Annotated in this window: 22 protein-coding genes; 13 read left to right on the plus strand and 9 right to left on the minus strand. The window is 63.5% G+C overall.

All coding sequences use genetic code 11. The features are described from left to right. The first annotated feature begins 36 nt into the window (after positions 1–36). On the plus strand, positions 37–1,455 hold the full coding sequence (locus E7681_RS09390; RefSeq protein WP_136339032.1) for a FliI/YscN family ATPase: 1,419 nt from the start codon (positions 37–39) through the stop codon (positions 1,453–1,455). On the opposite strand, the gene E7681_RS09395 is transcribed toward E7681_RS09390, so the two are convergent. The 7 genes from E7681_RS09395 to E7681_RS18945 form a co-directional block, all read right to left on the minus strand. Then, on the minus strand, positions 1,402–2,190 hold the full coding sequence (locus E7681_RS09395) for a DUF1217 domain-containing protein (protein ID WP_136339033.1): 789 nt from the start codon (positions 2,188–2,190) through the stop codon (positions 1,402–1,404). The genes E7681_RS09390 and E7681_RS09395 overlap by 54 nt on opposite strands. Further along, the gene (flbT, locus tag E7681_RS09400; protein ID WP_136339034.1) at positions 2,187–2,591 is read right to left on the minus strand and encodes a flagellar biosynthesis repressor FlbT; all 405 of its coding nucleotides are present in this window, start codon (positions 2,589–2,591) and stop codon (positions 2,187–2,189) included. The genes E7681_RS09395 and flbT overlap by 4 nt, the downstream gene beginning before the upstream one ends. Continuing rightward, positions 2,591–2,959 (minus strand): flagellar biosynthesis regulator FlaF, encoded by a 369-nt coding sequence (gene flaF, locus E7681_RS09405; RefSeq protein ID WP_136339035.1) that lies wholly within the window; start codon positions 2,957–2,959, stop codon positions 2,591–2,593. The genes flbT and flaF overlap by 1 nt, the downstream gene beginning before the upstream one ends. A 74-nt stretch (positions 2,960–3,033) precedes the next feature. Next, entirely contained in the window at positions 3,034–4,245 is a 1,212-nt protein-coding gene (locus E7681_RS09410; RefSeq protein WP_136339036.1) for a flagellin, read from the minus strand. Positions 4,246–4,451: 206 nt separating this feature from the next. Further along, the gene (locus tag E7681_RS09415; protein ID WP_136339037.1) at positions 4,452–4,796 is read right to left on the minus strand and encodes a hypothetical protein; all 345 of its coding nucleotides are present in this window, start codon (positions 4,794–4,796) and stop codon (positions 4,452–4,454) included. Continuing rightward, the gene (locus E7681_RS09420) at positions 4,786–5,058 is read right to left on the minus strand and encodes a rod-binding protein (RefSeq protein ID WP_136339038.1); all 273 of its coding nucleotides are present in this window, start codon (positions 5,056–5,058) and stop codon (positions 4,786–4,788) included. The genes E7681_RS09415 and E7681_RS09420 overlap by 11 nt, the downstream gene beginning before the upstream one ends. Then, a complete protein-coding gene (locus E7681_RS18945) occupies positions 5,024–5,293 on the minus strand; it encodes a hypothetical protein (RefSeq protein WP_211089782.1) in 270 nt (89 codons plus the stop codon). Before E7681_RS18945 ends, E7681_RS09420 begins: the two co-directional genes overlap by 35 nt. On the opposite strand from E7681_RS18945, the gene E7681_RS09425 reads away from it, so the two are divergent. From E7681_RS09425 to E7681_RS09435, 3 genes are read left to right on the plus strand one after another with little or no spacing between them, the layout of a single operon-like run. Beyond that, positions 5,274–6,608 carry a flagellar hook-length control protein FliK gene (locus E7681_RS09425; RefSeq protein WP_211089783.1) on the plus strand — a complete coding sequence of 445 codons (1,335 nt, stop codon included), beginning with the start codon at positions 5,274–5,276 and terminating at the stop codon, positions 6,606–6,608. The genes E7681_RS18945 and E7681_RS09425 overlap by 20 nt on opposite strands. A 10-nt stretch (positions 6,609–6,618) precedes the next feature. Next, positions 6,619–7,275 carry a flagellar hook capping FlgD N-terminal domain-containing protein gene (locus E7681_RS09430; RefSeq protein WP_136339040.1) on the plus strand — a complete coding sequence of 219 codons (657 nt, stop codon included), beginning with the start codon at positions 6,619–6,621 and terminating at the stop codon, positions 7,273–7,275. A 60-nt stretch (positions 7,276–7,335) separates the two neighbouring features. Then, entirely contained in the window at positions 7,336–8,172 is an 837-nt protein-coding gene (locus E7681_RS09435; protein WP_136339041.1) for a phosphotransferase family protein, read from the plus strand. Here the strand turns inward: E7681_RS09435 and ubiB are convergent. Then, positions 8,164–9,696 (minus strand): 2-polyprenylphenol 6-hydroxylase, encoded by a 1,533-nt coding sequence (gene ubiB, locus E7681_RS09440; protein ID WP_136339042.1) that lies wholly within the window; start codon positions 9,694–9,696, stop codon positions 8,164–8,166. The genes E7681_RS09435 and ubiB overlap by 9 nt on opposite strands. Position 9,697: 1 nt before the next feature. Further along, positions 9,698–10,450: a bifunctional demethylmenaquinone methyltransferase/2-methoxy-6-polyprenyl-1,4-benzoquinol methylase UbiE gene (ubiE, locus tag E7681_RS09445; protein ID WP_136339043.1), complete on the minus strand. Its 753-nt coding sequence runs from the start codon at positions 10,448–10,450 to the stop codon at positions 9,698–9,700. A gap of 85 nt (positions 10,451–10,535) precedes the next feature. Between ubiE and mutM the strand changes: the two genes are divergently transcribed. The 9 genes from mutM to E7681_RS09490 all read left to right on the plus strand — a co-directional run bounded on the left by mutM (position 10,536) and on the right by E7681_RS09490 (position 20,213). Next, positions 10,536–11,387, plus strand: a complete 852-nt coding sequence (gene mutM / locus E7681_RS09450; protein WP_136339044.1) for a bifunctional DNA-formamidopyrimidine glycosylase/DNA-(apurinic or apyrimidinic site) lyase — start codon at positions 10,536–10,538, stop codon at positions 11,385–11,387. Between the two features lie 65 nt (positions 11,388–11,452). Continuing rightward, positions 11,453–12,229, plus strand: a complete 777-nt coding sequence (locus tag E7681_RS09455) for an enoyl-CoA hydratase (RefSeq protein WP_136339045.1) — start codon at positions 11,453–11,455, stop codon at positions 12,227–12,229. Between the two features lie 280 nt (positions 12,230–12,509). Next, positions 12,510–12,773, plus strand: a complete 264-nt coding sequence (rpsT, locus tag E7681_RS09460) for a 30S ribosomal protein S20 (RefSeq protein ID WP_136339046.1) — start codon at positions 12,510–12,512, stop codon at positions 12,771–12,773. Between the two features lie 546 nt (positions 12,774–13,319). Then, a complete protein-coding gene (dnaA, locus tag E7681_RS09465) occupies positions 13,320–14,690 on the plus strand; it encodes a chromosomal replication initiator protein DnaA (RefSeq protein ID WP_136339047.1) in 1,371 nt (456 codons plus the stop codon). 156 nt (positions 14,691–14,846) lie between these two features. After that, a complete protein-coding gene (gene dnaN / locus E7681_RS09470; RefSeq protein WP_136339048.1) occupies positions 14,847–15,965 on the plus strand; it encodes a DNA polymerase III subunit beta in 1,119 nt (372 codons plus the stop codon). Between the two features lie 58 nt (positions 15,966–16,023). Further along, entirely contained in the window at positions 16,024–17,130 is a 1,107-nt protein-coding gene (gene recF / locus E7681_RS09475; protein ID WP_136339049.1) for a DNA replication/repair protein RecF, read from the plus strand. A gap of 51 nt (positions 17,131–17,181) precedes the next feature. Next, complete coding sequence (locus E7681_RS09480; protein ID WP_136339050.1) at positions 17,182–18,711, plus strand: class I adenylate-forming enzyme family protein; 1,530 nt, start codon at positions 17,182–17,184, stop codon at positions 18,709–18,711. Positions 18,712–18,777: 66 nt separating this feature from the next. Then, the gene (locus E7681_RS09485; protein WP_136339051.1) at positions 18,778–19,605 is read left to right on the plus strand and encodes an NAD-dependent epimerase/dehydratase family protein; all 828 of its coding nucleotides are present in this window, start codon (positions 18,778–18,780) and stop codon (positions 19,603–19,605) included. Next, complete coding sequence (locus tag E7681_RS09490; RefSeq protein WP_136339052.1) at positions 19,602–20,213, plus strand: sugar transferase; 612 nt, start codon at positions 19,602–19,604, stop codon at positions 20,211–20,213. The genes E7681_RS09485 and E7681_RS09490 overlap by 4 nt, the downstream gene beginning before the upstream one ends. Positions 20,214–20,293 lie beyond the last annotated feature (80 nt).

The raw sequence follows: 20,293 nt of genomic DNA on the forward strand, positions 1-20,293 counted from the left end.
TTAGAAACCGTTTTCAGAAAATGATTGGAGAGACCGATGCTCGCGACTGATCTGAATTGTCTGAAGGCCCAGATTTCGAAAATCCCGGCAGTGCGGCGGATCGGCCGGGTGTCGGGCGTCAAGGCGGGCGTCATTCACGTCAGGGGGTTGGCCCGGCACGCTGCGATCGGTGATCAGTTGGTTCTGACACGACAGACCGGTGCGTCGTTGCGGGGTGAGGTGGTTCGGCTGGAAGCGGACGAGCTGATCATGCTGCCCGACGATCCATACGAAGGCGTATCTTTGGGCGATTCCGTTGCGCTCTGCCCGCCCGCCAGCATTGCACCGGCAGAGAACTGGATTGGCCGGGTGATCGACCCCTATGGTCGCCCACTGGATGGCCGCCCGTTGTTGCGTGGGTTCGTTTCGCGCGCGCTGCAATCGCCACCGCCAGCGCCGTCACAGCGCCGTGCGTTGGGGCCGCGCTTGAACACCGGATTGGCGGTGATGAATACGATGTTGCCCATCGTTCGGGGGCAACGGCTGGGTTTGTTCGCGGGTTCGGGCGTCGGGAAATCCAGCATGCTGGCCCATCTTGCGCAAAACATGCAGGCCGATGTCGTCGTCATCGCCCTGATTGGCGAGCGGGGGCGGGAATTGCGGGACTTTGTCGAGGATACGTTGGGCGAAAAAGGCATGCAGCGGTCGGTCATCGTCGCGGCAACCTCGGATCAATCTGCGCTTGCCCGCCGGCGCTGCGGTTGGACCGCGATGGCCATTGCCGAGTATTTTCGCGATCAGGGGCAGCAGGTTTTGTTCCTGGCCGACTCCATCACCCGCTTCGCCGAGGCGCACCGCGAGGTTGCCGTCGCCTCGGGCGAGGCACCTGCCCTACGCGGCTTCCCGCCCTCGACTGCCCACATGATCATGTCGCTGTGCGAACGTGCGGGGCCGGGCGTGCCGGATCAGGGCGATATCACGGCGCTGTTCAGCGTTTTGGTCGCCGGCTCTGACATGGACGAGCCGATTGCAGATATCCTCAGGGGCGTTCTGGATGGCCATGTCGTCATGGACCGTGCGATTGCGGAACGCGGGCGTTATCCTGCGATCAACCTTCTCCGGTCTGTGTCGCGCAGTTTGCCTGGTGCGGCGACTGCACCGGAAAACGCCCTGATTGCCGAGGCGCGCCAGTTGTTGGGGGCCTATGATCGTTCGGAAATGATGATCCGTTCCGGGCTCTATACGCCTGGAAATGACGAAATTCTGGATCGCGCTGTGTCGGTTTGGGCCGAACTGGATGCGTTTGTCGGCCAGATCGAAACGCAAGGAACAGACGCCAGTTTTGCGAAACTTCAGCTTATGCTGCGCCGCGCCCGCGCGACGCAGAAGCCCGCGAAGGTGCTGCCGCCCTCGGGCCGCCCGTCAACCGGACCCCAGCAAAATAAGGGCAATCGACCCCGCATCCGACAGGGATGACGTCTGGACTTCGGATCGCAAAATGTAACGCTCGATCAGCTTGCCCATCGTGTTCTCGTCCGTCAGATCACTCAGGCTGTCGATCCCCAACTGGCGTTCGGCCTTTTCCATGAATACTTGCAATTGTTGATCCAGGTCGATCTGCGCAAAGCTGTCAGGAAGGCCAAGCGCGACCTCCATAACCTCGCGCAGTGGGGCGTTGCCCATGATCTGGAACCAGCGCGTGCGATCCGAGTCGTCTGAGCCGGCCAACTCACTCAGTTCGCGCTTGGCGTTCAGGGCCAAGCGCATGGTCTGGTCTTGGTCGCCAATCGCCAATTCGAATTGGTGGGCGTTATATTTCGTGATGATGCCCGAGGCAAAATCCGACAGGGCAGTATTCGGCGCGCCCAAGTCGAATGAAAACGCTTTCGCCAGCTCGGCGTATCGGTTGTCCGCCAGACGATTTGCCAGCGAACCCGGGTCAAGCGTCCCTTCCTCCAGGATTTTCCGGATGAAAAAGGTGTTGTTGATGTCGTCATCCAGCCCGAATGCCCCAAGGGCCACGCGCATCAACCGGCGGTCGGAAACCAGATCCTCTGCCGATTTGATGTCAGCGATGCGGTCCGCAAAATACTCTGTGTCTCGCGTTATCGTTGGCGAGGTATTGAACGCCTTCGTCTGCGCCGCCTGGGTCCGTTCCAGGAATTTCCAGCCGACCAGTCCGGTCGCAGGTAGAATGGGCTGGAAGCTCATGATGCGCGTGTCGCCAACAGGCGGTCCTCGCGCGGCAGCAGTAGGCGCAGGGCCTTCAGGCAGGCATAGTACCGCTCGTGGATGATGGCGTCGGAGGCCATGTCCAGCAGCTTGCGGCTATCGGTGTCCGTCAGAATGCGGCTCAACTCTTCGATCCGGCGCAGCAGTTGAATGCGCGTTTCGCCGGGTTCGGCATCACCGGAAAGAACCAGCTGGGTGGCATAGCACACACGTCGCACCGGCGTGTTCACCTCCTCGGGGTGAATGGCATCGCGCAGCCTGAGGATTTTCGCGTCGGGCGTCATGATCGACAAACGGCTGCGCCGGTCGCCGTTTTCAATGACCGCGCCGTTAACCAGGACGCGCTCTTTCGGGCCGAGTTTCAGGACAAGTCCGCTCATCACACGTTCTCCTGTTGTTGCAAACCGCGCATGATGGCGGTGTTCAGGTCGATCAAAGGCAGGGCGCTGGCCCCTTTGCGCAGGATTTTCCGGCTGTGTTCGTTCGTGAACTCGGCCAGATAGAAAATGCGTGCCCTCAGATCGGTGGGCAGCCCGTTATCCGCGTCAGCGACGTCCCGCGCCAGCAGGGTCCAGAGCTTGCGGTTCAGATGGATGGCGCTGGCCAGTCCGGACATGTTGCCCGAGTCCGCAGCCGATTTCAGGCGGTGCGTGATGCGGGCAAAAGCTTCGTATTCCACGCTGCGGGGCGTGCGGATGGACCCCGCGGTTTGCGAGTATGCGCGTTGCGCGTTCATTTGGGCGTTCACGGCGAAAACTTCCTATCGCTTGAGGAAATGAGATCAGGCAAGGGCGAGGCGCCGAAGCGCCTCGCGGTTTGCGCTTACCGGAACAGCGACAGGATCGACTGCGGTGCCTGGTTGGCGATCGACAGCGACTGGATGGCCAGCTGCTGTTGCGTTTGCAGGGCCTGCAGACGCGCCGAGGCTTCTTCCATATCGGCGTCCACCATCGACCCGATGCCCGACTTCAACGCGTCAGTCAGCGACGACACGAAATCGGCCTGGGTTTCGATCCGGCCCTGCGACGAACCGAAGGACGCGGCCGCCGTGATGGCCGTGTCGATCAGCGACTCGACGGTTGCCAGCGCCGAGGTTGCGCCACCTGCGGTCGATACGTCGATCCCGGCCATCGCACCCAGACCGCCCGAACCTGCGTTGGTGAACTGGCCGCTGATGCTCAGGTCGACGCCGCCGGCATTGGTGAAGTCCAGGGTGCCCGCAGCGCCGCTGTCATAGTCGACAGTCAGGCCGGAGATCCCCAGCTCGTCGATCTTGGACTTCAGTGCGACTGCCACGATGTCGGCCGTGGTGGTGGCCGCAGCGTCGTCGGCCGTCACGGTATACGACACCGTCTGGTCGCCAACGGTCAGGCTGACCTTGTCGCCGGTGACGAAGTTCGCACCGTTTTCCGCGATCTCGATCTGCTCGTTGCCGCCACCGTTGTCCAGGACCAGCGCAACGGTGTCGCCGTCACCCGAAGACCCGGTCGAGCTACCCGAGAAGATGTCGTTCGCGGTATAGCCGCCGGTGGACAGATCCTGCGCGTTCACCGTGATCGACGAAGCGGTCACGTTGCCCGAGCTGTCGCGATCCAGCGACGCCAGGATCGACGTCGAACCAGTCGAGCCGTCCACCAGGTTCAGGCCGTTGAACTGTGCGGCACTGACGACCGAGTCGATCTGGTTCTTCAGCGCGGTCACATCGTCGTTGATCTTGGACCGATCGACGTTACTGCCCTGGGCCGACACGATCTTTTCTTTCATCTGGGTCAGCAGGTCGGTGATGGTTTCGGCGGCGTTTGCAGCCACGGCAACCGTCGATTCCCCCAGCGAAAGGCTGTCGGAAATGGCCTGAAAGCCCGTCACATCCGATTCCATCACTTTCGAGATGGCCCAGACGGCCGAGTTGTCCTTGGCCGACGCCACGGATTTACCCGTCGAGATCTGGGTCTGGGTTTCCGCCAGGTTGGCGTTCACCGATTTCAGGGTTTGCAGCGCAACCATTGCGCCGTTGTTGGTCAGAATGCTGGACATAGCATGTACCTCTGGTCTTGGCCGCTTTTCGCGGCCTGTTGATCATCCCGCCCCCAAAGGACGGATCGAGGGTCCTTCAGACCGTACAGCGCCGTATGTTTTGCGCTGTGCCACCCCTAAGGATGCGGGATCACCATGTGCGACCAAAGACTAAGAGAGTGCTAAACCCCAAAATTGAATTATCCAGATTTGACTCAAACCGTTTTTCAGGCGCGTTTCTCGAACCGTTTCGACGTTGTTGTGTCGATGGTCTGGCGGTGTCCCTGACGGTCATAGGTCGCCAGCGACAGGCGCGTCCGTTTCAACGCCTCCAGCCGCTCGGAAACCTGGCGAATCCCCTCCATCGCGCTGCCCAGAAGCGCGTGATTCCGGGTCAGTTTGTCGTGGACCGCCGAAAGATCGCCCTCGGGATTGGCCTGCAGCTGTTCGATCAGGGACTGCTTGCGATCCAGCAGGCCAGAAAGACCGGCCAGGTCGCCCTTTAGCAGCAGCGTCCGCTCTTCCTCCAGCAGGCCGATCAGGCTGTCTGCCAGCTTTTTGTCACTGTGCATTTTCTTTGTCCTTCAATGCGTTGAAAAAAGTTTCGGCAAGCCCGATGCCACCGGCGGCGACCATCCGTTCGGCCTGTGCGTCGCGCAGGAACGAGGCAAAATGCTCCTCTCCGGCGCCACCACCAAAGGCCTCCGACGGCTTTCCCACTCCTGCGGCCTTCAACATCTCGGACAGAAAAGCCGTTTCCAGTTTCTGGGCGACCTGCCGCAGTTGTTGCTGATGGGCGTCAGGGGGCTGCGCAATGGGCGAGACGGAAGTCATGGGTATCTCCAATTTGAGCGAGTTTTTCCAAGGATGACCGAGAAGCGGTAAAGAAGCGGTAACCAAAATCCGCGACTTTCAGGCCCAACGAAAGAAATTCGGAGGGTTCGATGCGGTTGAGTCCGGCATTGGCAAACATGTTGTCCGGGATTGCGAAAGGGCCTGAAAATCGGTCGCCCGGTCCGGTGATGTTGCGCGGCGTCTCGTTCGAGGAGTTGCTGAAATCGGTGGCCATTCAGCAGCCAGCCATCGGCAAGCAGGGCCACGAGGACGCGCCGGAAACGACAGAAACCGACGTGGCTCTGACCGACGAATCCGACGCGCCTGAGGCAGATGAGGGCGCGCCAGAGGAGGAAGACATTGAGGCGTCCGACCCCTTGGTTGCCCTGCCGCTACTGGCGGTCACCGACGACCCCGACGCCGGCGCCGAGACAGAGGAAGTTGGTTTGGTAATCCCCAAACCGCGCAGCGCCATCGCCGGGCACGGTGTTTTCCCGGTGCTGACGGATGATGCTGAAGCGATTCAAGTGCTGCCGCGCACGGGCCGGATATCGGCGCCCACCGCAGCTAACCCGCCAATGGCAGAGCCTCTGGAAACGGGGCGTTTCTGGCCGCAAACAGGTGTGGGTCAGTATGATCAAACGGCGGGGACCGATGCCGCTTTTCGGCCTACTGCGCCCGACGCGATGCAACGCAATACCGGCGAATTGATCGCGTCAAACTGGTCGATTCCGGCAGCGCACGCGGCGTCGACCCAACCCGGAGCCGACTCGCGCCTTCCTCTGGTTCCGCAGACAAACCCAACACACCACGAAGCCACCGTAACGGAGCCCGAGGGGGACCCGCAAAGCGTCCATCCGCAAGGCGAGCTGAGGGAGGTTCCGATGCTTGCCGACAAGCCGCTGGTCCCGCAGCAAACAAGGACAGTCAGAGAGGCATTCGTCGCCCCCACCGAACACCCCACGGACCTGCGCGTAGAGCGGCAGACCAACGCGGCGTCTGTCGAAACCCCCTTTGCCAACCGTACGGCCCCCCCCCAGCAACCCGACCCCAACACAACCGAATTCGCGCAGCCTCAGCCAGACGAGGTGGAGGGGGTTGCGAAGCAACCAGAGGGCGCTGCAACGGACGCATTATTCAAGCCTCAAACCACCGCCCCGCATTTTCGTGCCACGGAGCCGGGTGCGACCATCCCGCGCCAAATCCTGCAGCAACTAACCGAGGCCACGCCCGCCGCCGGTGATACGATCGAAATCAGCCTCTCGCCAGAGGAACTGGGCCGCGTCCAGCTCAGCGCCGCCAAGACGGAACACGGCGTGATGTTGGTCGTGCAGGCCGAACGGCCCGAGACGCTGGATCTGATGCGCCGCCACCTGCCCGAATTGATGCAGGATCTGCGGGACATGGGGTTTGGCGACATCAGCTATTCGGGCGAACGCGGCCAGCAGCAGGCCCCCTCGGGGCGCGGCGGATCCGCCACCGTCGCGGCCCAACCCGAGGACGAGGCGCCGATCTACGTCGCCAAATCCGGCCTGGATATCAGACTTTGAAGGAGCAATCATGACCACCATTGCAGCCGCGACAAGCGGGGTCTCGAATACTTCCGCCGCGCAGTCCGCCACCGTCCTGAACTCGGATTTCGAGACGTTCCTGAAAATGCTGACCGTCCAGATGCAGAATCAGGACCCGCTGAACCCGATGGATTCGTCGGAATACGCGATGCAGCTGGCGACGTTTTCGGGGCTTGAACAACAGGTGCTGACGAACGATCTGCTGGGCAGTCTGATCTACATGAGCAGCCAGTCGGGCATGGCGGATCTGGCCGGCTGGATCGGCCTCGAAGGGCGCTCCTCGGGGCCCGCCTATTACGACGGGGATGCCCCGGTCGATGTCATGGTCAGCCCGGTCAACTACGCCGATACCGCGCAGCTGGTGGTCTACGATGAAAACGGGGTCGAGGTGGACAGGATGAACATCGACGTCGCCTCGGAGACTGCAAGCTGGGATGGGACCGGCCCGACCGGCACGGCGCTGCCCGCCGGTTTGTACACTTTCCAGGTCGAAAGTTACGTCGACGGGAACCTGACCGCCACCAGCGCGGGCGAATCGTGGTCCCGCATCGTCGAGGCGCGCAGCGATGCCGGGGCCGTGGTCCTGGTGCTTGCCGGCGGGGGAGAGATTTACTCGGATCAGGTCAGCGGGGTGCGCCAAGGCTGATTGCCGTTCCGGCCCTGATCGCCTAGCGTCGCCACACCTTTTTTGACGACCAGGGCCGCCATGTCACCCGATCCGCACCTTCTGTCTCAGCTTGTGGCTGAGGGGTTGATCCCGCCCGATGCGGACTGGGCTCCCATGCAGGGCGGGCAGACCAATCGGCTCTGGCGCGTGCGTGACGTGGTGGTCAAACGATTCGCGCCGCAGGACGATAACCCGAGGTTCCCGAACGACCCGAGGATCGAGGCGCTGACCCTGCAGCATCTGGAAAGCACTGAAATTGCGCCAAAACTGCTGGACCAGCGGCAGGTGAATGGTTCGCATTACCTGCTGTATCAGCACTTGAACGGGATACCCTGGAACGCCGATGCCGCGACGGTCGGCGCTCTGTTAAGGCGCTTGCACGCGATGCCCGCGCCGCAAGGGACGCGCCAGTTGCCCGGTGGGTCCGGCGCGGTGGAGCGGATGGTCGACAGTTTCCTGCCCGACTTGCCGGGGCCGATCGCGCAGCGCCTGACCGCGTGCCGCCCGTCGGGGCATGTTGCCCGTTCGACCGCGCAGGCGTTGCTGCATGGGGATGTGGTGCCGGGCAATATCGTGGTCACGCTTGACGGGCCGCGTCTGATCGACTGGCAATGCCCCGCGATGGGCGACCCGGTCGAGGATCTGGCGGTTTTCCTGTCGCCCGCGATGCAGCTGATTTACCGGGGCCAACCGCTGGACCCGTCCGAACAACACGCCTTTCTGTCCGCCTACAAAGACCCGCAGATCACTGTACGGGTCCAGCAGATGCAGCCGTGGCACCACTGGGCGATGGCGGCCTATTGCGCGTGGAAATCCGCGCGGGGCGCACACCCGTACGCCCGCGCGATGGAGTTGGAGTTGGCGGCGTTAGAGTAGCGCCTCGATCGCCGCGACCAGCCCGCCGCCGATCACCGCACCCAGAATCGCCCACAGAACAGGCGCTTTGCCCGACGGTTTCGCAGGCTCCTCGGGGCCGGTGGACTGCCGGATCAACGCGTTTTCCACCAGACCGGGCAGGCGCGGGCCGAAACGCGTCAGTACGCGCAGGGTCTTGCCCAGATCGCGGGCCAGGGCGAGCGGCCCCATGGATTGCGTGATGTAATCCTGCACCACCGGTTTGGCGACTTCCCAGATGTTGATCTGCGGATGCAGCGAGCGTGCCACCCCCTCGACCACCACCATCGTGCGTTGCAACAGAATCAGCTCGGTCCGGGTTTCCATTCCGAAGCGTTCGGTCACCTCGAACAGGTAGTTCAGCAGCCGCCCCATCGAGATATGCGTGGCGTCCATCCCGAAAATCGGCTCGCCCACGGCGCGCAGGGCGCGGGCAAATTCATCGACGTCGCGGTCGTTGGGCACGTATCCGGCCTCGAAATGCACCTCGGCGACGCGCTGGTAATCGCGCTGGATAAAGCCGAACAGGATCTCGGCATAGACGCGCCGGGTGTATTCGTCGATATGGCCCATGATCCCGAAATCATAGGCGATGATGTCGCCATTATGCGCGACCTTCAGGTTGCCCTGGTGCATGTCCGCGTGGAAATAGCCGTCGCGCAGGGCGTGGCTCAGGAACAGTTGCAGCACCCGTTCGCCCAACACGCGGCGATCCAGCCCGGCGGCGTCGATGGCGTCGTTGTCGCCCAGCGGCACGCCCTCGGCCCAGGTCATGGTCATCACGCGGCGGCCGGACAGGCCCCACTTGATCTGCGGCAGCTTGAAACCCTGATCGTTAACCGTGTTCGCCGCGAATTCCGAGGCCGAGGCACTCTCCAGCCGCAGGTCCAGCTCGCCCATGACGACGCCTTCGAAATGTTCGATCACGTCGCGGGGCCGCAACCGGCGCGAGGCGGGGGACAGGAATTCGATCACATCGGCGGCGAAATAGAACGCGTCGATGTCGCGCTGAAACGCCCGTTCGATTCCCGGGCGCAGTACCTTGACGGCGACTTGCTCGCCCGTGTCCTTCAGCCGCGCGCGATGCACCTGCGCGATCGAGGCCGCGGCAACAGGCTCGCTGAATTCCTCGAAAATCTCTTCGACGGACAGGTCCAGCTCGGCCGCGACGGCGGCTTTGGCCTGCTCGATGGAAAACGGCGGCAGCTTGTCCTGCAACACGCGCAGGTGCCAGGCCATTTCCTCGCCCACCACGTCGGGGCGGGTGCTCAGAATCTGGCCGAACTTGATATAGGCCGGCCCCAGCGCGGTCAGTGCGCGGGTGGCGGGCGGCATCGACGGGTCACCCTTGTAGCCCAGCCAGGCAAACGGCCACGCCACGGTGCGGGCCAGGATACGGACGGGGCGCGGCGCGTCCATCGCGTCCAGAATGGCGCCCATTGCGCCAGTACGTTCCAGGGTGGCGCCGGTGCGGATCAGCCGCCAGATATTGTGGGGTCCGCGCATCTCAGACCTTCCAGCCCGAGTGCAGGCAGGCGATGCCCATCGTCAGGTTCCGGTATTTCGCATTGGCGAACCCGGCCTTCTGGACCATTCCCAGGAACGTGTCCTGATCAGGGAATTTTCGAATGGACTCAACCAGATACTGGTACGAGTCCCGGTCGTTCGCGATCATCTGCCCCATCTTGGGGATGATGTTGAACGAGTACAGGTCGTACACTTTCTGCATCAGCTCGTTCGGGATCTGGCTGAACTCCAGCACCATCAGGCGACCGCCGGGGCGCAGGACGCGGAACGCCTCGTTCAGGGCCTCTTGCGGGCGGGTCACGTTCCGGATGCCAAAGCTGATCGTGTAAACGTCAAAGGTGTTGTCCGCGAAGGGCAGCTTCATCGCGTCGCCGACCACCCAGTCCAGGCTGTCGGCCATCGCTGACGCCTCGGCGCGTTGGCGGCCGGCCACCAGCATCGGTTCGGTCAGGTCGCACACCGTGGCATGGGCCTGTCCCGCGCGCTTCAGATACCGGAACGAGATATCGCCCGTGCCCCCCGCCACATCCAGCAGCCGGGTGTTCGGGCGCGGGGCCAGCCAATCCATCATCGCGTCCTTCCAGATGCGGTGGATGCCCATGCTCATCGCGTCGTTCATCACGTCGTATTTCGACGCGACCGAGCCGAACACCCCCTGCACGCGCCCGGCCTTTTCATGCTCGGGCACTTCCTGGAAACCGAAATGGGTGGTTTTCTGATCTGTCTGGGTCATGGGCTCTTGCCAGTCCTTTGTTCTGGTCCTTCTTATAGGACGCTGATCCGCCGCTGCAATGCGCCGAACTGTCAAAGGAGCCGCAATGCCCGAATTGCCCGAGGTCGAAACCGTCCGCCGGGGCCTGTTGCCCGCGATGGAGGGGGCCGTGATCGCCCGCGCGCAGGTGAACCGGCCCGATCTGCGCTGGCCCTTTCCGGACCGCATGGCCGAGCGGCTGACCGGTCAGCGCGTTCTGGGGCTGCGGCGGCGCTCGAAATACATCTTGGCGGATTTGGCGTCGGGCGAGACGTTGCTGATTCACCTCGGCATGTCCGGGCGGATGCTGGTGTCGGGCGATCCGCTCGGCCAATTCGTGCACGATCACCCGGCCGCGCAGAAACATGACCACGTCGTGCTGGACATGGACAACGGCGCGCGCGTCACCTTCAACGACCCCCGCCGTTTTGGCGCGATGGACCTGTTGCAGACCGCGACTGCCGATCAGCACAAACTGCTGGCCGCCATCGGGCCCGAGCCGCTGGGCAACGATTTCAACGAACCTTACCTGGTCGAGGCGTTCAAAAACCGCATGACACCCGTCAAATCGGCGCTGCTGGATCAGCATATCGTGGCCGGTCTGGGCAATATATATGTGTGCGAGGCGCTGTTTCGCGCCGGCATCCACCCCAAACGCAAGGCGGGACAGATCGCCGCCCCCCGCGCCGCGGCACTTGTCCCGATCATCCGCCAGGTGCTGTCCGAAGCGATCGAGGCAGGGGGCTCCAGCCTGAAGGATTTCCGTCAGGCGGACGGCGAATTGGGTTATTTTCAGCACAATTTCCGGGTTTACGGCCAAGAGGGCAACCCCTGCACCACACCTGGCTGCGCCTCATTGATCCACCGGATCGTGCAGTCGGGGCGCTCCAGCTTTTACTGTCCGACTTGTCAAAGATAGCTTGATCCGGGCGGCGGGACGGGCCATCAATCACCCTTGACCGGAAACAAGGAAGGCATGGAGTCATGGCCTACGAGACGATCATCGTCGAAATCGAAGACCACATCGCGCTGGTGAAACTCAACCGGCCCGATGCCCTGAACGCCCTGAATGCGCAATTGCTGACGGAACTGGCCGACGCGATGACCGCGGCCCAGGCGAATGACAAGGTGCGCTGCATCGTTCTGACCGGCTCGGAAAAGGCGTTCGCCGCCGGGGCCGACATCAAGATGATGAGCGAGAAAAGCTATACCGAGGTTTTCACCGAAGACCTGTTCGGCGGCGAAACCGCTGAAATCGGTCGCGTCCGCAAGCCGATCATCGCGGCCGTGTCGGGCTATGCCCTGGGCGGTGGTTGCGAGCTGGCGATGCTGTGCGATTTCATCATCGCCTCGGATACCGCGAAATTCGGTCAGCCCGAGGTGAACCTGGGCGTCATGGCCGGCATCGGCGGCACGCAGCGCCTGACCCGCGCCATTGGCAAGGCCAAGGCGATGGACATGAACCTGACGGGCCGTTTCATGGACGCCGAAGAGGCCGAGCGCGCCGGACTGGTGAGCCGCATCGTGCCCGCCAAGAAGCTGATGGAAGAAACCATGGCCGCCGCCGCCAAGATCGCCGAGAAGTCGATGATCTCGGTCAGTGCGATCAAGGAGGCCGTAAATCGATCTTTCGAGGTGCCGCTGGCCGAAGGGCTGCTGTTCGAGCGCCGTCTGTTCCACTCGATGTTCGCCACCGAGGACCAGAAGGAAGGCATGGCTGCGTTCGTGGAAAAGCGGACCCCGCAATTCCGCGACCGCTAAGCCATCGCACCAGAATCATCAGGACACCGGCCCAGAGTGGCCGGTGTTCGCGTTTCTGGATGGGGGGCACGATTCGCATGACCCAGCCTCGCGCGCGCAGATTAACGGTGGGTAAAGCAGCGCCCCGAAAAACGCGTTGCCTTTTGCTGCCGCAGCGCCTATACGCCCCCGATACATGCGCGTGAGGCCCGCTCTGGCTAGAATCATTCCCGACGGGAGATCCGTCAGATGGGGTTGCGTGCAATCGAAATGTTAACCCCAATCAAAGGGATGATTTGAAATGGCAAACTCGCCCCAGGCAAAGAAACGCGCCCGTCAGACCGAGCGTCGTCAGGACGTCAACAAAGCCCGTCGTTCGCGTATCCGCACCTACCTGCGTAAAGTCGAAGAAGCGATCGCATCGGGCGATCAGGCTGCCGCTCAGGCCGCTCTGCAAGCTGCTCAGCCCGAGCTGATGCGCGGCGTCACCAAAGGCGTCTTCCACAAGAACACCGCATCCCGCAAAATGTCGCGTCTGGCATCGCGCGTGAAGTCGATGGCCTGATTTTTCAGCCTAAACGACTGAAAATACAAGATTTTCAAAGGCGTCCCGTTTTGGGGCGCCTTTTGCTTTTCCGGCCGGGCTGTGGCTTTTGAGGCGCATCTGAAAGGGCGGTGGAGATTCTTTTTCGGAATCTCCGAGTCAAGCCCCGAAGATCGGTTGCCCCCTCCGCAGGCGACTTGCTAGCTTTGGCATGCGATTCACATCGCCTTGGGGGGACAGGTTGATCCAAAGCGCTCACTGCTACGCGGCGCAGGATCAGTTATGAGTTTAAAGACGCCCGTTCGATCTGCCGAACGGGGACGTATGAAACTCTTGTGGGAAACCACAACTTGTCCAGCAAGACGCACTTTTGGTGCCCAATGGGCGCTCCGGATCAGGGACGACCGGATCGCTTTGGGCCAAGGGGGCAAACGGACCGAAACAGGGTTGAAAACCTGCTGCATCGTGACAGCGGGACTCCTCTTTCGTTGCCGTGTTTTGAGTGTTCGAGTGCTTGGCGGCGTGTTGTTGCCGCGACTTGGGGAAACAGGCTGGACGGAAGAAAAAATGACGAAGGAACAATGGGGTCAACTCAAGCAGTCGCTGATGGGGACCGTTGGGCAGAGTAACTTCAAGAACTGGATTGATCCGCTGGAATTTGACGAAATCGCCGAAGGCGTGGCCACGTTCACCGTGCCGACCACCTTTCTGGGCAATTACGTCTCGCGCAATTTCGGTGACCTGATTCTTCACCAGCTGGGCCAGGCCGGTCACACGGTGCGCCGTCTGAATTTCCGTGTCGCCGCCAACATGCCCACGCGCCCCGTGACCCGTCCGCATGCCGTCCGCCCGGACGAGGTTGAGGCCGCCCCGGCCCCTCGTGCGGCCGATGAGCAGCTGCCGAACGCCCCGCTGGATTCGCGCTTCACCTTTGACACCTTCGTTGTCGGCAAGCCGAACGAGCTGGCCCACGCCGCCGCGCGCCGCGTTGCCGAAGGCGGTCCCGTCACCTTCAACCCGCTGTTCCTTTATGGTGGCGTCGGTCTGGGTAAGACCCACCTGATGCACGCCATCGCATGGGAGCTGCAGCAGCGTCGCCCCGATCTGAACGTCGTTTACCTGTCGGCGGAACAGTTCATGTACCGCTTCGTGCAGGCGCTGCGCGACCGCAAGATGATGGACTTCAAACAGCTGTTCCGCTCGGTCGACGTGCTGATGGTGGATGACGTGCAGTTCATCGCTGGCAAGGACTCGACCCAAGAGGAGTTCTTCCACACGTTCAACGCGCTGGTGGACCAGAACAAGCAGATCATCATTTCCGCCGACCGCGCGCCGGGCGAGATCAAGGATATGGAAGAGCGGATCAAGTCGCGCCTGCAATGCGGCCTGGTCGTCGACCTGCACCCCACCGATTACGAACTGCGCCTGGGCATCCTGCAGTCCAAGGTCGAGCAATACCGCCTGCAATACCCGGGGCTGAAGCTGGAAAGCGGCGTGCTGGAATTCCTGGCGCACCGGATCAGCACCAACGTCCGCGTGCTCGAAGGGGCGCTGACCCGTCTGTTCGCCTTTGCCTCGCTGGTCGGCCGTCCGATCACGATGGCGCTGACCCAGGATTGCCTGGCCGACGTGCTGCGCGCCTCCGAGCGCAAGATCACCGTCGAGGAAATCCAGCGCAAGGTGTCCGAGCATTACAACATCCGCCTGTCGGACATGATCGGGCCCAAGCGTGTGCGCACCTTTGCCCGTCCGCGCCAGATCGCCATGTACCTGTGCAAACAGCTGACCAGCCGTTCGCTGCCGGAAATCGGCCGCCGCTTTGGCGGGCGCGACCACACCACCGTCATGCACGGCGTCAAGAAGATCGAAGAGCTGCGCGCCACCGATGGCCAGATCGCCGAAGATCTGGAGCTGCTTCGCCGCGCTCTTGAGGCGTAAATCCAACATCCGGGCCGTTCGCAGCGCGAGCGGCCCTTGCAGCCCTTGACGGGCCTTCCAAACCAGCGGACAAAGCAAGAAAGAGCTTGAGCCGTATGGGGAATTGGTTACCTTGCCCCTCCCGGCATCTGGCCGCCAGACGATAGGAGCAAGGGTATGAAATTCAGTATTGAACGCGGAACGCTTCTGAAAGCCGTGGCGCAGGCGCAGTCGGTTGTCGAACGCCGCAACACCATCCCGATCCTTGCCAACGTCCTGATCGAGGCTGACGGCAACACCGTTCAGTTCCGCGCCACCGACCTGGATATCGAGGTCGTGGACAAGGCCGCCGCCATGGTCGAAAAGGCCGGCGCCACCACCGTGTCCGCCGTGACCCTGCACGAAATCGTCCGCAAGCTGCCCGACGGAGCGCTGGTCACGCTGTCCGATGACGGCGTTGCAGGCCGCCTGAACGTCGAGGCCGGGCGCTCTCATTTCAATCTGGCGACCCTGCCCAAGGAAGATTTCCCGGTCATGGCCTCGTCGGAATACGCGTCGAATTTCAGCGCGCCCGCGCCGATGCTGCGCCGCCTGTTCGACAAGTCGAAATTCGCCATCTCGACCGAGGAAACCCGGTACTACCTGAACGGCGTCTACCTGCACGTGTCCACCTCGGACGGCGGCAAGGTGCTGCGCGCCGTGGCCACCGACGGCCACCGCCTGGCCCGCATCGACGCCGATCTGCCGCAGGGTGCCGACGGCATGCCCGGCGTGATCGTGCCCCGCAAAACCGTGGGCGAGCTGCGCAAGCTCTTGGACGATGACGAGATGCAGATCGCCGTGTCCGTCTCGGAAACCAAGATCCGTTTTGCGACGCCCAACATCACCCTGACATCCAAGGTGATTGATGGGACCTTCCCCGACTACACCCGCGTCATTCCCCAGGGCAACACCCGCAAGCTGGAGGTGGACGCCTCGGAATTCGCCGCCGCGGTGGACCGCGTGGCGACCGTGTCGTCCGAACGCTCGCGCGCCGTGAAGATGTCGCTGGACGAAGATCGCCTGGTCCTGTCCGTGAACGCGCCCGACAGCGGTGCGGCTGAGGAAGAACTGGCCGTGGCCTATGGCGACGAGCGGCTGGAGATCGGCTTCAACGCGAAATACCTGCTGGAGATCGCCAGCCAGGTGGACCGCGAAAACGCCGTGTTCCTGTTCAACTCGGCCGGGGATCCGACCCTGATGCGCGAAGGCAATGACACCAGCGCCGTCTATGTCGTGATGCCGATGCGCGTCTGAACGGGCTGACGCCCGTGCCTTCGGCGAGAGTATTTGATTCAGAAAGAAGGGCAGGGGCGTGTCCGGCCTTTTCCTGACGCATCTGACCCTGTCGCATTTCCGCTCGCACAAGGTGGCGCGGATCGAGTGCGATGGGCGGCCCGTGGCGATTTACGGGCCGAACGGGGCGGGCAAGACCAACATTCTGGAAGCGGTGTCGCTGTTTTCGCCGGGGCGGGGGCTGCGGCGCTCGTCTGCCGAAGAGATGACGCGCCGGCCCGAAGTGCTGGGCTGGAAGGTGAGCGGGGTGTTGCGCTCTCTGGCCGGGATTTACGAGATCGAGATGTGGTCGGAGCGCGGGGCGGCCCGGCAGTTGCGGATCGACGGCAAGGCCGCGACGCAGGGGATGCTGGGCGACATCAGCCGCGTGCTGTGGCTGGTGCCCGCAATGGACCGGCTGTGGATCGAAGGGGCCGAGGGGCGGCGGCGGTTTCTGGACCGCATGACCCTGTCGTTTTTCCCGCATCACGCCGAAGCGTCTTTGGATTACGAAAAGGCCATGCGCGAGCGGAACCGCCTGCTGAAGGACCAGGTGCGCGATGCCCACTGGTATGCCGCGTTGGAGGCGCAGATGGCGCGGACCGGGGCGGTGATCCATGCCAATCGGCAGGCCGCGTTGGCGCTGTTGCAGGGTGCGCAGGATCAGGCGCAGACCGCGTTTCCCGTGGCCGATCTGGAGCTGGTGCAGACCGAGGGCGAGATGCCCGAGGGCGAGGACGATCTGCGCGCCGCCCTGGCCGAAAGCAGGTTCCGCGATCTGGCCGCCGGGCGGTCTTTGGTGGGGCCGCATCGCGCCGATCTGTACGGGGTGTTTGCCGCCAAGGGGGTGCCGGCCAAGGATTGCTCGACCGGCGAGCAGAAGGCGCTGTTGGTGTCGCTGATCCTGGCCAATGCGCGGGCCCTGGCGCGGGACCTGGGGGCGCCGCCGATCCTGTTGCTGGACGAGGTGGCCGCCCATCTGGATGCCGGTCGCCGTGCCGCGCTTTATGACGAGATTTGCGCGCTGAAGGCGCAGGCGTGGATGACCGGAACCGGCCCCGAGCTGTTCGCCGAGCTGGACCAGAGGGCGCAATATCTGGAGGTCACCGAAACCGACGGAACGTCGCAAGTCGCTCGGATCGTCTGACGCTTGCCTTGTCTCGGACCCGTGACAATAGTCGCGGAGGGAGGAGACATCATGATTACCATCAAGCCGCCGCAGCCCGAGACGCTGCCCGATAAAACCGTTGTTCAGATGATCCGCGAGGCTGCGCAGAAGGACCCGCAGGCCGAGGCGATCATCTGCGGTGACACCCGCCTGAGCTGGGCGCAGTTCGACGCCCGCGTGAACCGGGTGGCGAATGCGCTGATCGGCATGGGGGTGCAGGTCGGGGATCGGGTGGCGGTGCTGTCTCCGAACTCGGCCGCCTATGCCGAGGTGTTCATCGGTGGCCTGCGTGCCGGGGCCTGCATCACGCCGCTGTCCACGATGGCCGCGCCGGATGCGTTGCACCGGATGCTGCTGGATTGCGGGGCCAAGGTGCTGTTTCTGGCCGATCAATACCGCGACCTGATGCCCAATCCGCCCTGTCCGGTGATCCGGTTCGAGGCTGAGTATGAGCCGCTGCTGGCCAGCGCGTCCGAGACCGATCCGATGGTGCCGATCGGCTGGGATGATCCGTTCAACCTGATCTATTCCTCTGGCACGACCGGCACGCCCAAGGGGATCGTGCATTCGCACTGGATGCGCGCGCTCCACATGAGCCGGGCCGAGCCGAGCGGCTATTGCGATCACGCGCGCACGCTCTTGTCCACGCCGCTTTATTCCAACACCACGCTGGTCAGTTTCCTGCCGACGATGGTGGGCGGCTCGACCGCCGTTCTGATGCCGAAATTCGACGCCCGCCGCTATCTGGAACTGGCCGAGGCCGAGCGTATCACCCACACCATGCTGGTGCCCGTCCAGTACAAGCGCATCATGGATATCCCCGATTTCGACAGCTTCGATCTGTCCGCGATGAAGGTGAAATTCTCGACCTCGGCCCCGCTGCGGCAGGATGTGAAACGCGATGTGCTGGCGCGCTTTCCGGGGGCGCTGTTCGAATATTACGGCCTGACCGAGGGCGGCGGCGTCACCGTTCTGGCCGCGCATGAATTCCCCGACAAGCTGCACACCGTGGGCCAGCCCGGCCCCGGCGTCGATATTCGCCTGATCGGCCCCGATGGCACCGAAGTCCCGCAAGGCGAGGTGGGCGAGATCGTCGGCCGCGCCCCCGCGATGATGAGCGGGTATTTCGGCCGCGACGACCTGACCGCCGACTACATCTGGACCGCGGCGGACGGCACGCAGTTCTTCCGCTCGGGCGATATGGGCAGCTTTGACGCGGATGGCTTCCTTGTGTTGTCGGACCGCAAGAAGGACATGATCATCTCGGGCGGGCTGAACATCTACGCCAACGATCTGGAGCTGATCCTGCTGGCCGACCCCGACGTCCGGGATGCCGCCGTCATCGGTATCCCGTCCGAGGAATGGGGCGAAACCCCGCTGGGGCTGGTCGTCCTGCGCGACGGGGCCACGCGGTCAGCCGAACAAATCCGCGCCGACGCCAACGCCCGTCTGGGCAAAAGCCACCGCTTGTCGGGTGTGGAAATCCGCGATGACCTGCCTCGTTCCTCGATCGGGAAGATCCTGAAGAGAGAGCTGCGCGCCCCCTATTGGCCCGATTGACCTTGTTCGCTGCGCCCGCGCGGTGCTAGTCCTGTGGGGGCTTCGGCAGACAAGGATGGCACGCGCGTGGCAGGCAAACGCATACTGGTTCTGGGGGCCTCGGGGCGGGTCGGGCGGCTGCTTTGCGCCGCTTGGGATCGTCAGCCCCCCGACGCCCAACTGGTCCTGCAATCGCGCTCGGGCCCCGGCATTCACTGGCAACCCGGCCAGCCGAACCCGTTCGGCGCGGTCGATGCGGTGATCGCGCTTTGGGGCGTGACCCCCGGCCCGGATGCCGATCTGGACATGAACACCACGCTGGCTTTGGCCGCGCAGGACATCGCTGCGCAATGCGGGGCCTCGCGGGTGCTGCATTGCTCCTCGGTCGCGGTCTACTCGCCTTCGGACGCGCCCGTGGCCGAGGACGCCCCGACCGCCCCCACCAACCCCTACGGTGCCGCGAAGCTGGCGATGGAGCATGCGCTGACCGGCGCCCCCGGCAGCACCATCCTGCGCATCGGTTCGGTCGCCGGGGCCGAGAGCCTCGCCGCCTCGATCCGGCGCGGCTGGGCGGGCGATCCGCAACCCCTAAGGCTGGACCGCTTCGCCGATGGTCACGGTCCCGCCCGCAGCTACATCGCGCCCTCCGACATGGCCCGCGCGCTGATCCGCCTGGCGAGTGCCCCCGCACCCCTGCCGCCCGTCCTGAACTTCGCCGCCCCCGCCCCCGTCCGGATGGAGGCGCTGCTGACCGCCGCCCGCCATCCCTTCGACTGGCAGCCCGCCCCCGACGGCGCCCGCCAGACCGCCACGCTGGATTGCACCCGGATGGCCGCGCTGACCGGCCTCGGACCGCAACACGCAGACCCGGCCCACATCATCGCCGACTGGTTCACCCTGGAGGGCCGCGCATGACACCCGCAAAACGCCTGCTGGACATCTCTGCCGCGCTGGTTCTGGGCCTGCTGTTGCTGCCCATCATTGGCTGCATCATCTGCCTGATCCTGCTGCGCGACGGCCGCCCGATCCTCTACATCTCGGAACGGATGAAGACGCCCACGCAGGGCTTCATGCTGTGGAAATTCCGCACCATGACCACGGTCGCCACGGATTCCGGCGTCTCGGGCGGGGACAAGACCAGCCGCATCACCAAGAACGGCGGCTACCTGCGCCGTTTCCGCCTGGATGAAATTCCCCAGCTGTGGAACGTCCTGCGCGGCGATATCAGCTTTGTCGGCCCGCGCCCGCCCCTGCGCCGCTATGTCGAGCGTTTCCCCGACCTCTACGCCCAAGTGCTGCGCTCGCGCCCCGGCATCACCGGCATGGCCACGCTGGTCTATCACCGCCGCGAAGAATCGCTGCTGGCCACTTGCCGCACCCCCGCCGAAACCGAGGCCGTCTACGAACGCCGCTGCGTGCCGCAAAAGGCGCGTCTGGACCTGATCTACCAGCGCAACCGCAACCTGTGTCTGGACATACTGCTGATGGTAAAGACGGTTTTCCGCCGCGTCCGCATCCATTAGTTGCCGCAATGCAGCACTCGGCAACGATCAGCCTGCAAAACCGAGGGTGAGGAATACCCGCCTTGAGGTTTTGCCCCTTT

It is taken from the genome of Thalassobius vesicularis (assembly GCF_004799325.1).
Lineage (GTDB): Bacteria > Pseudomonadota > Alphaproteobacteria > Rhodobacterales > Rhodobacteraceae > Thalassobius > Thalassobius vesicularis.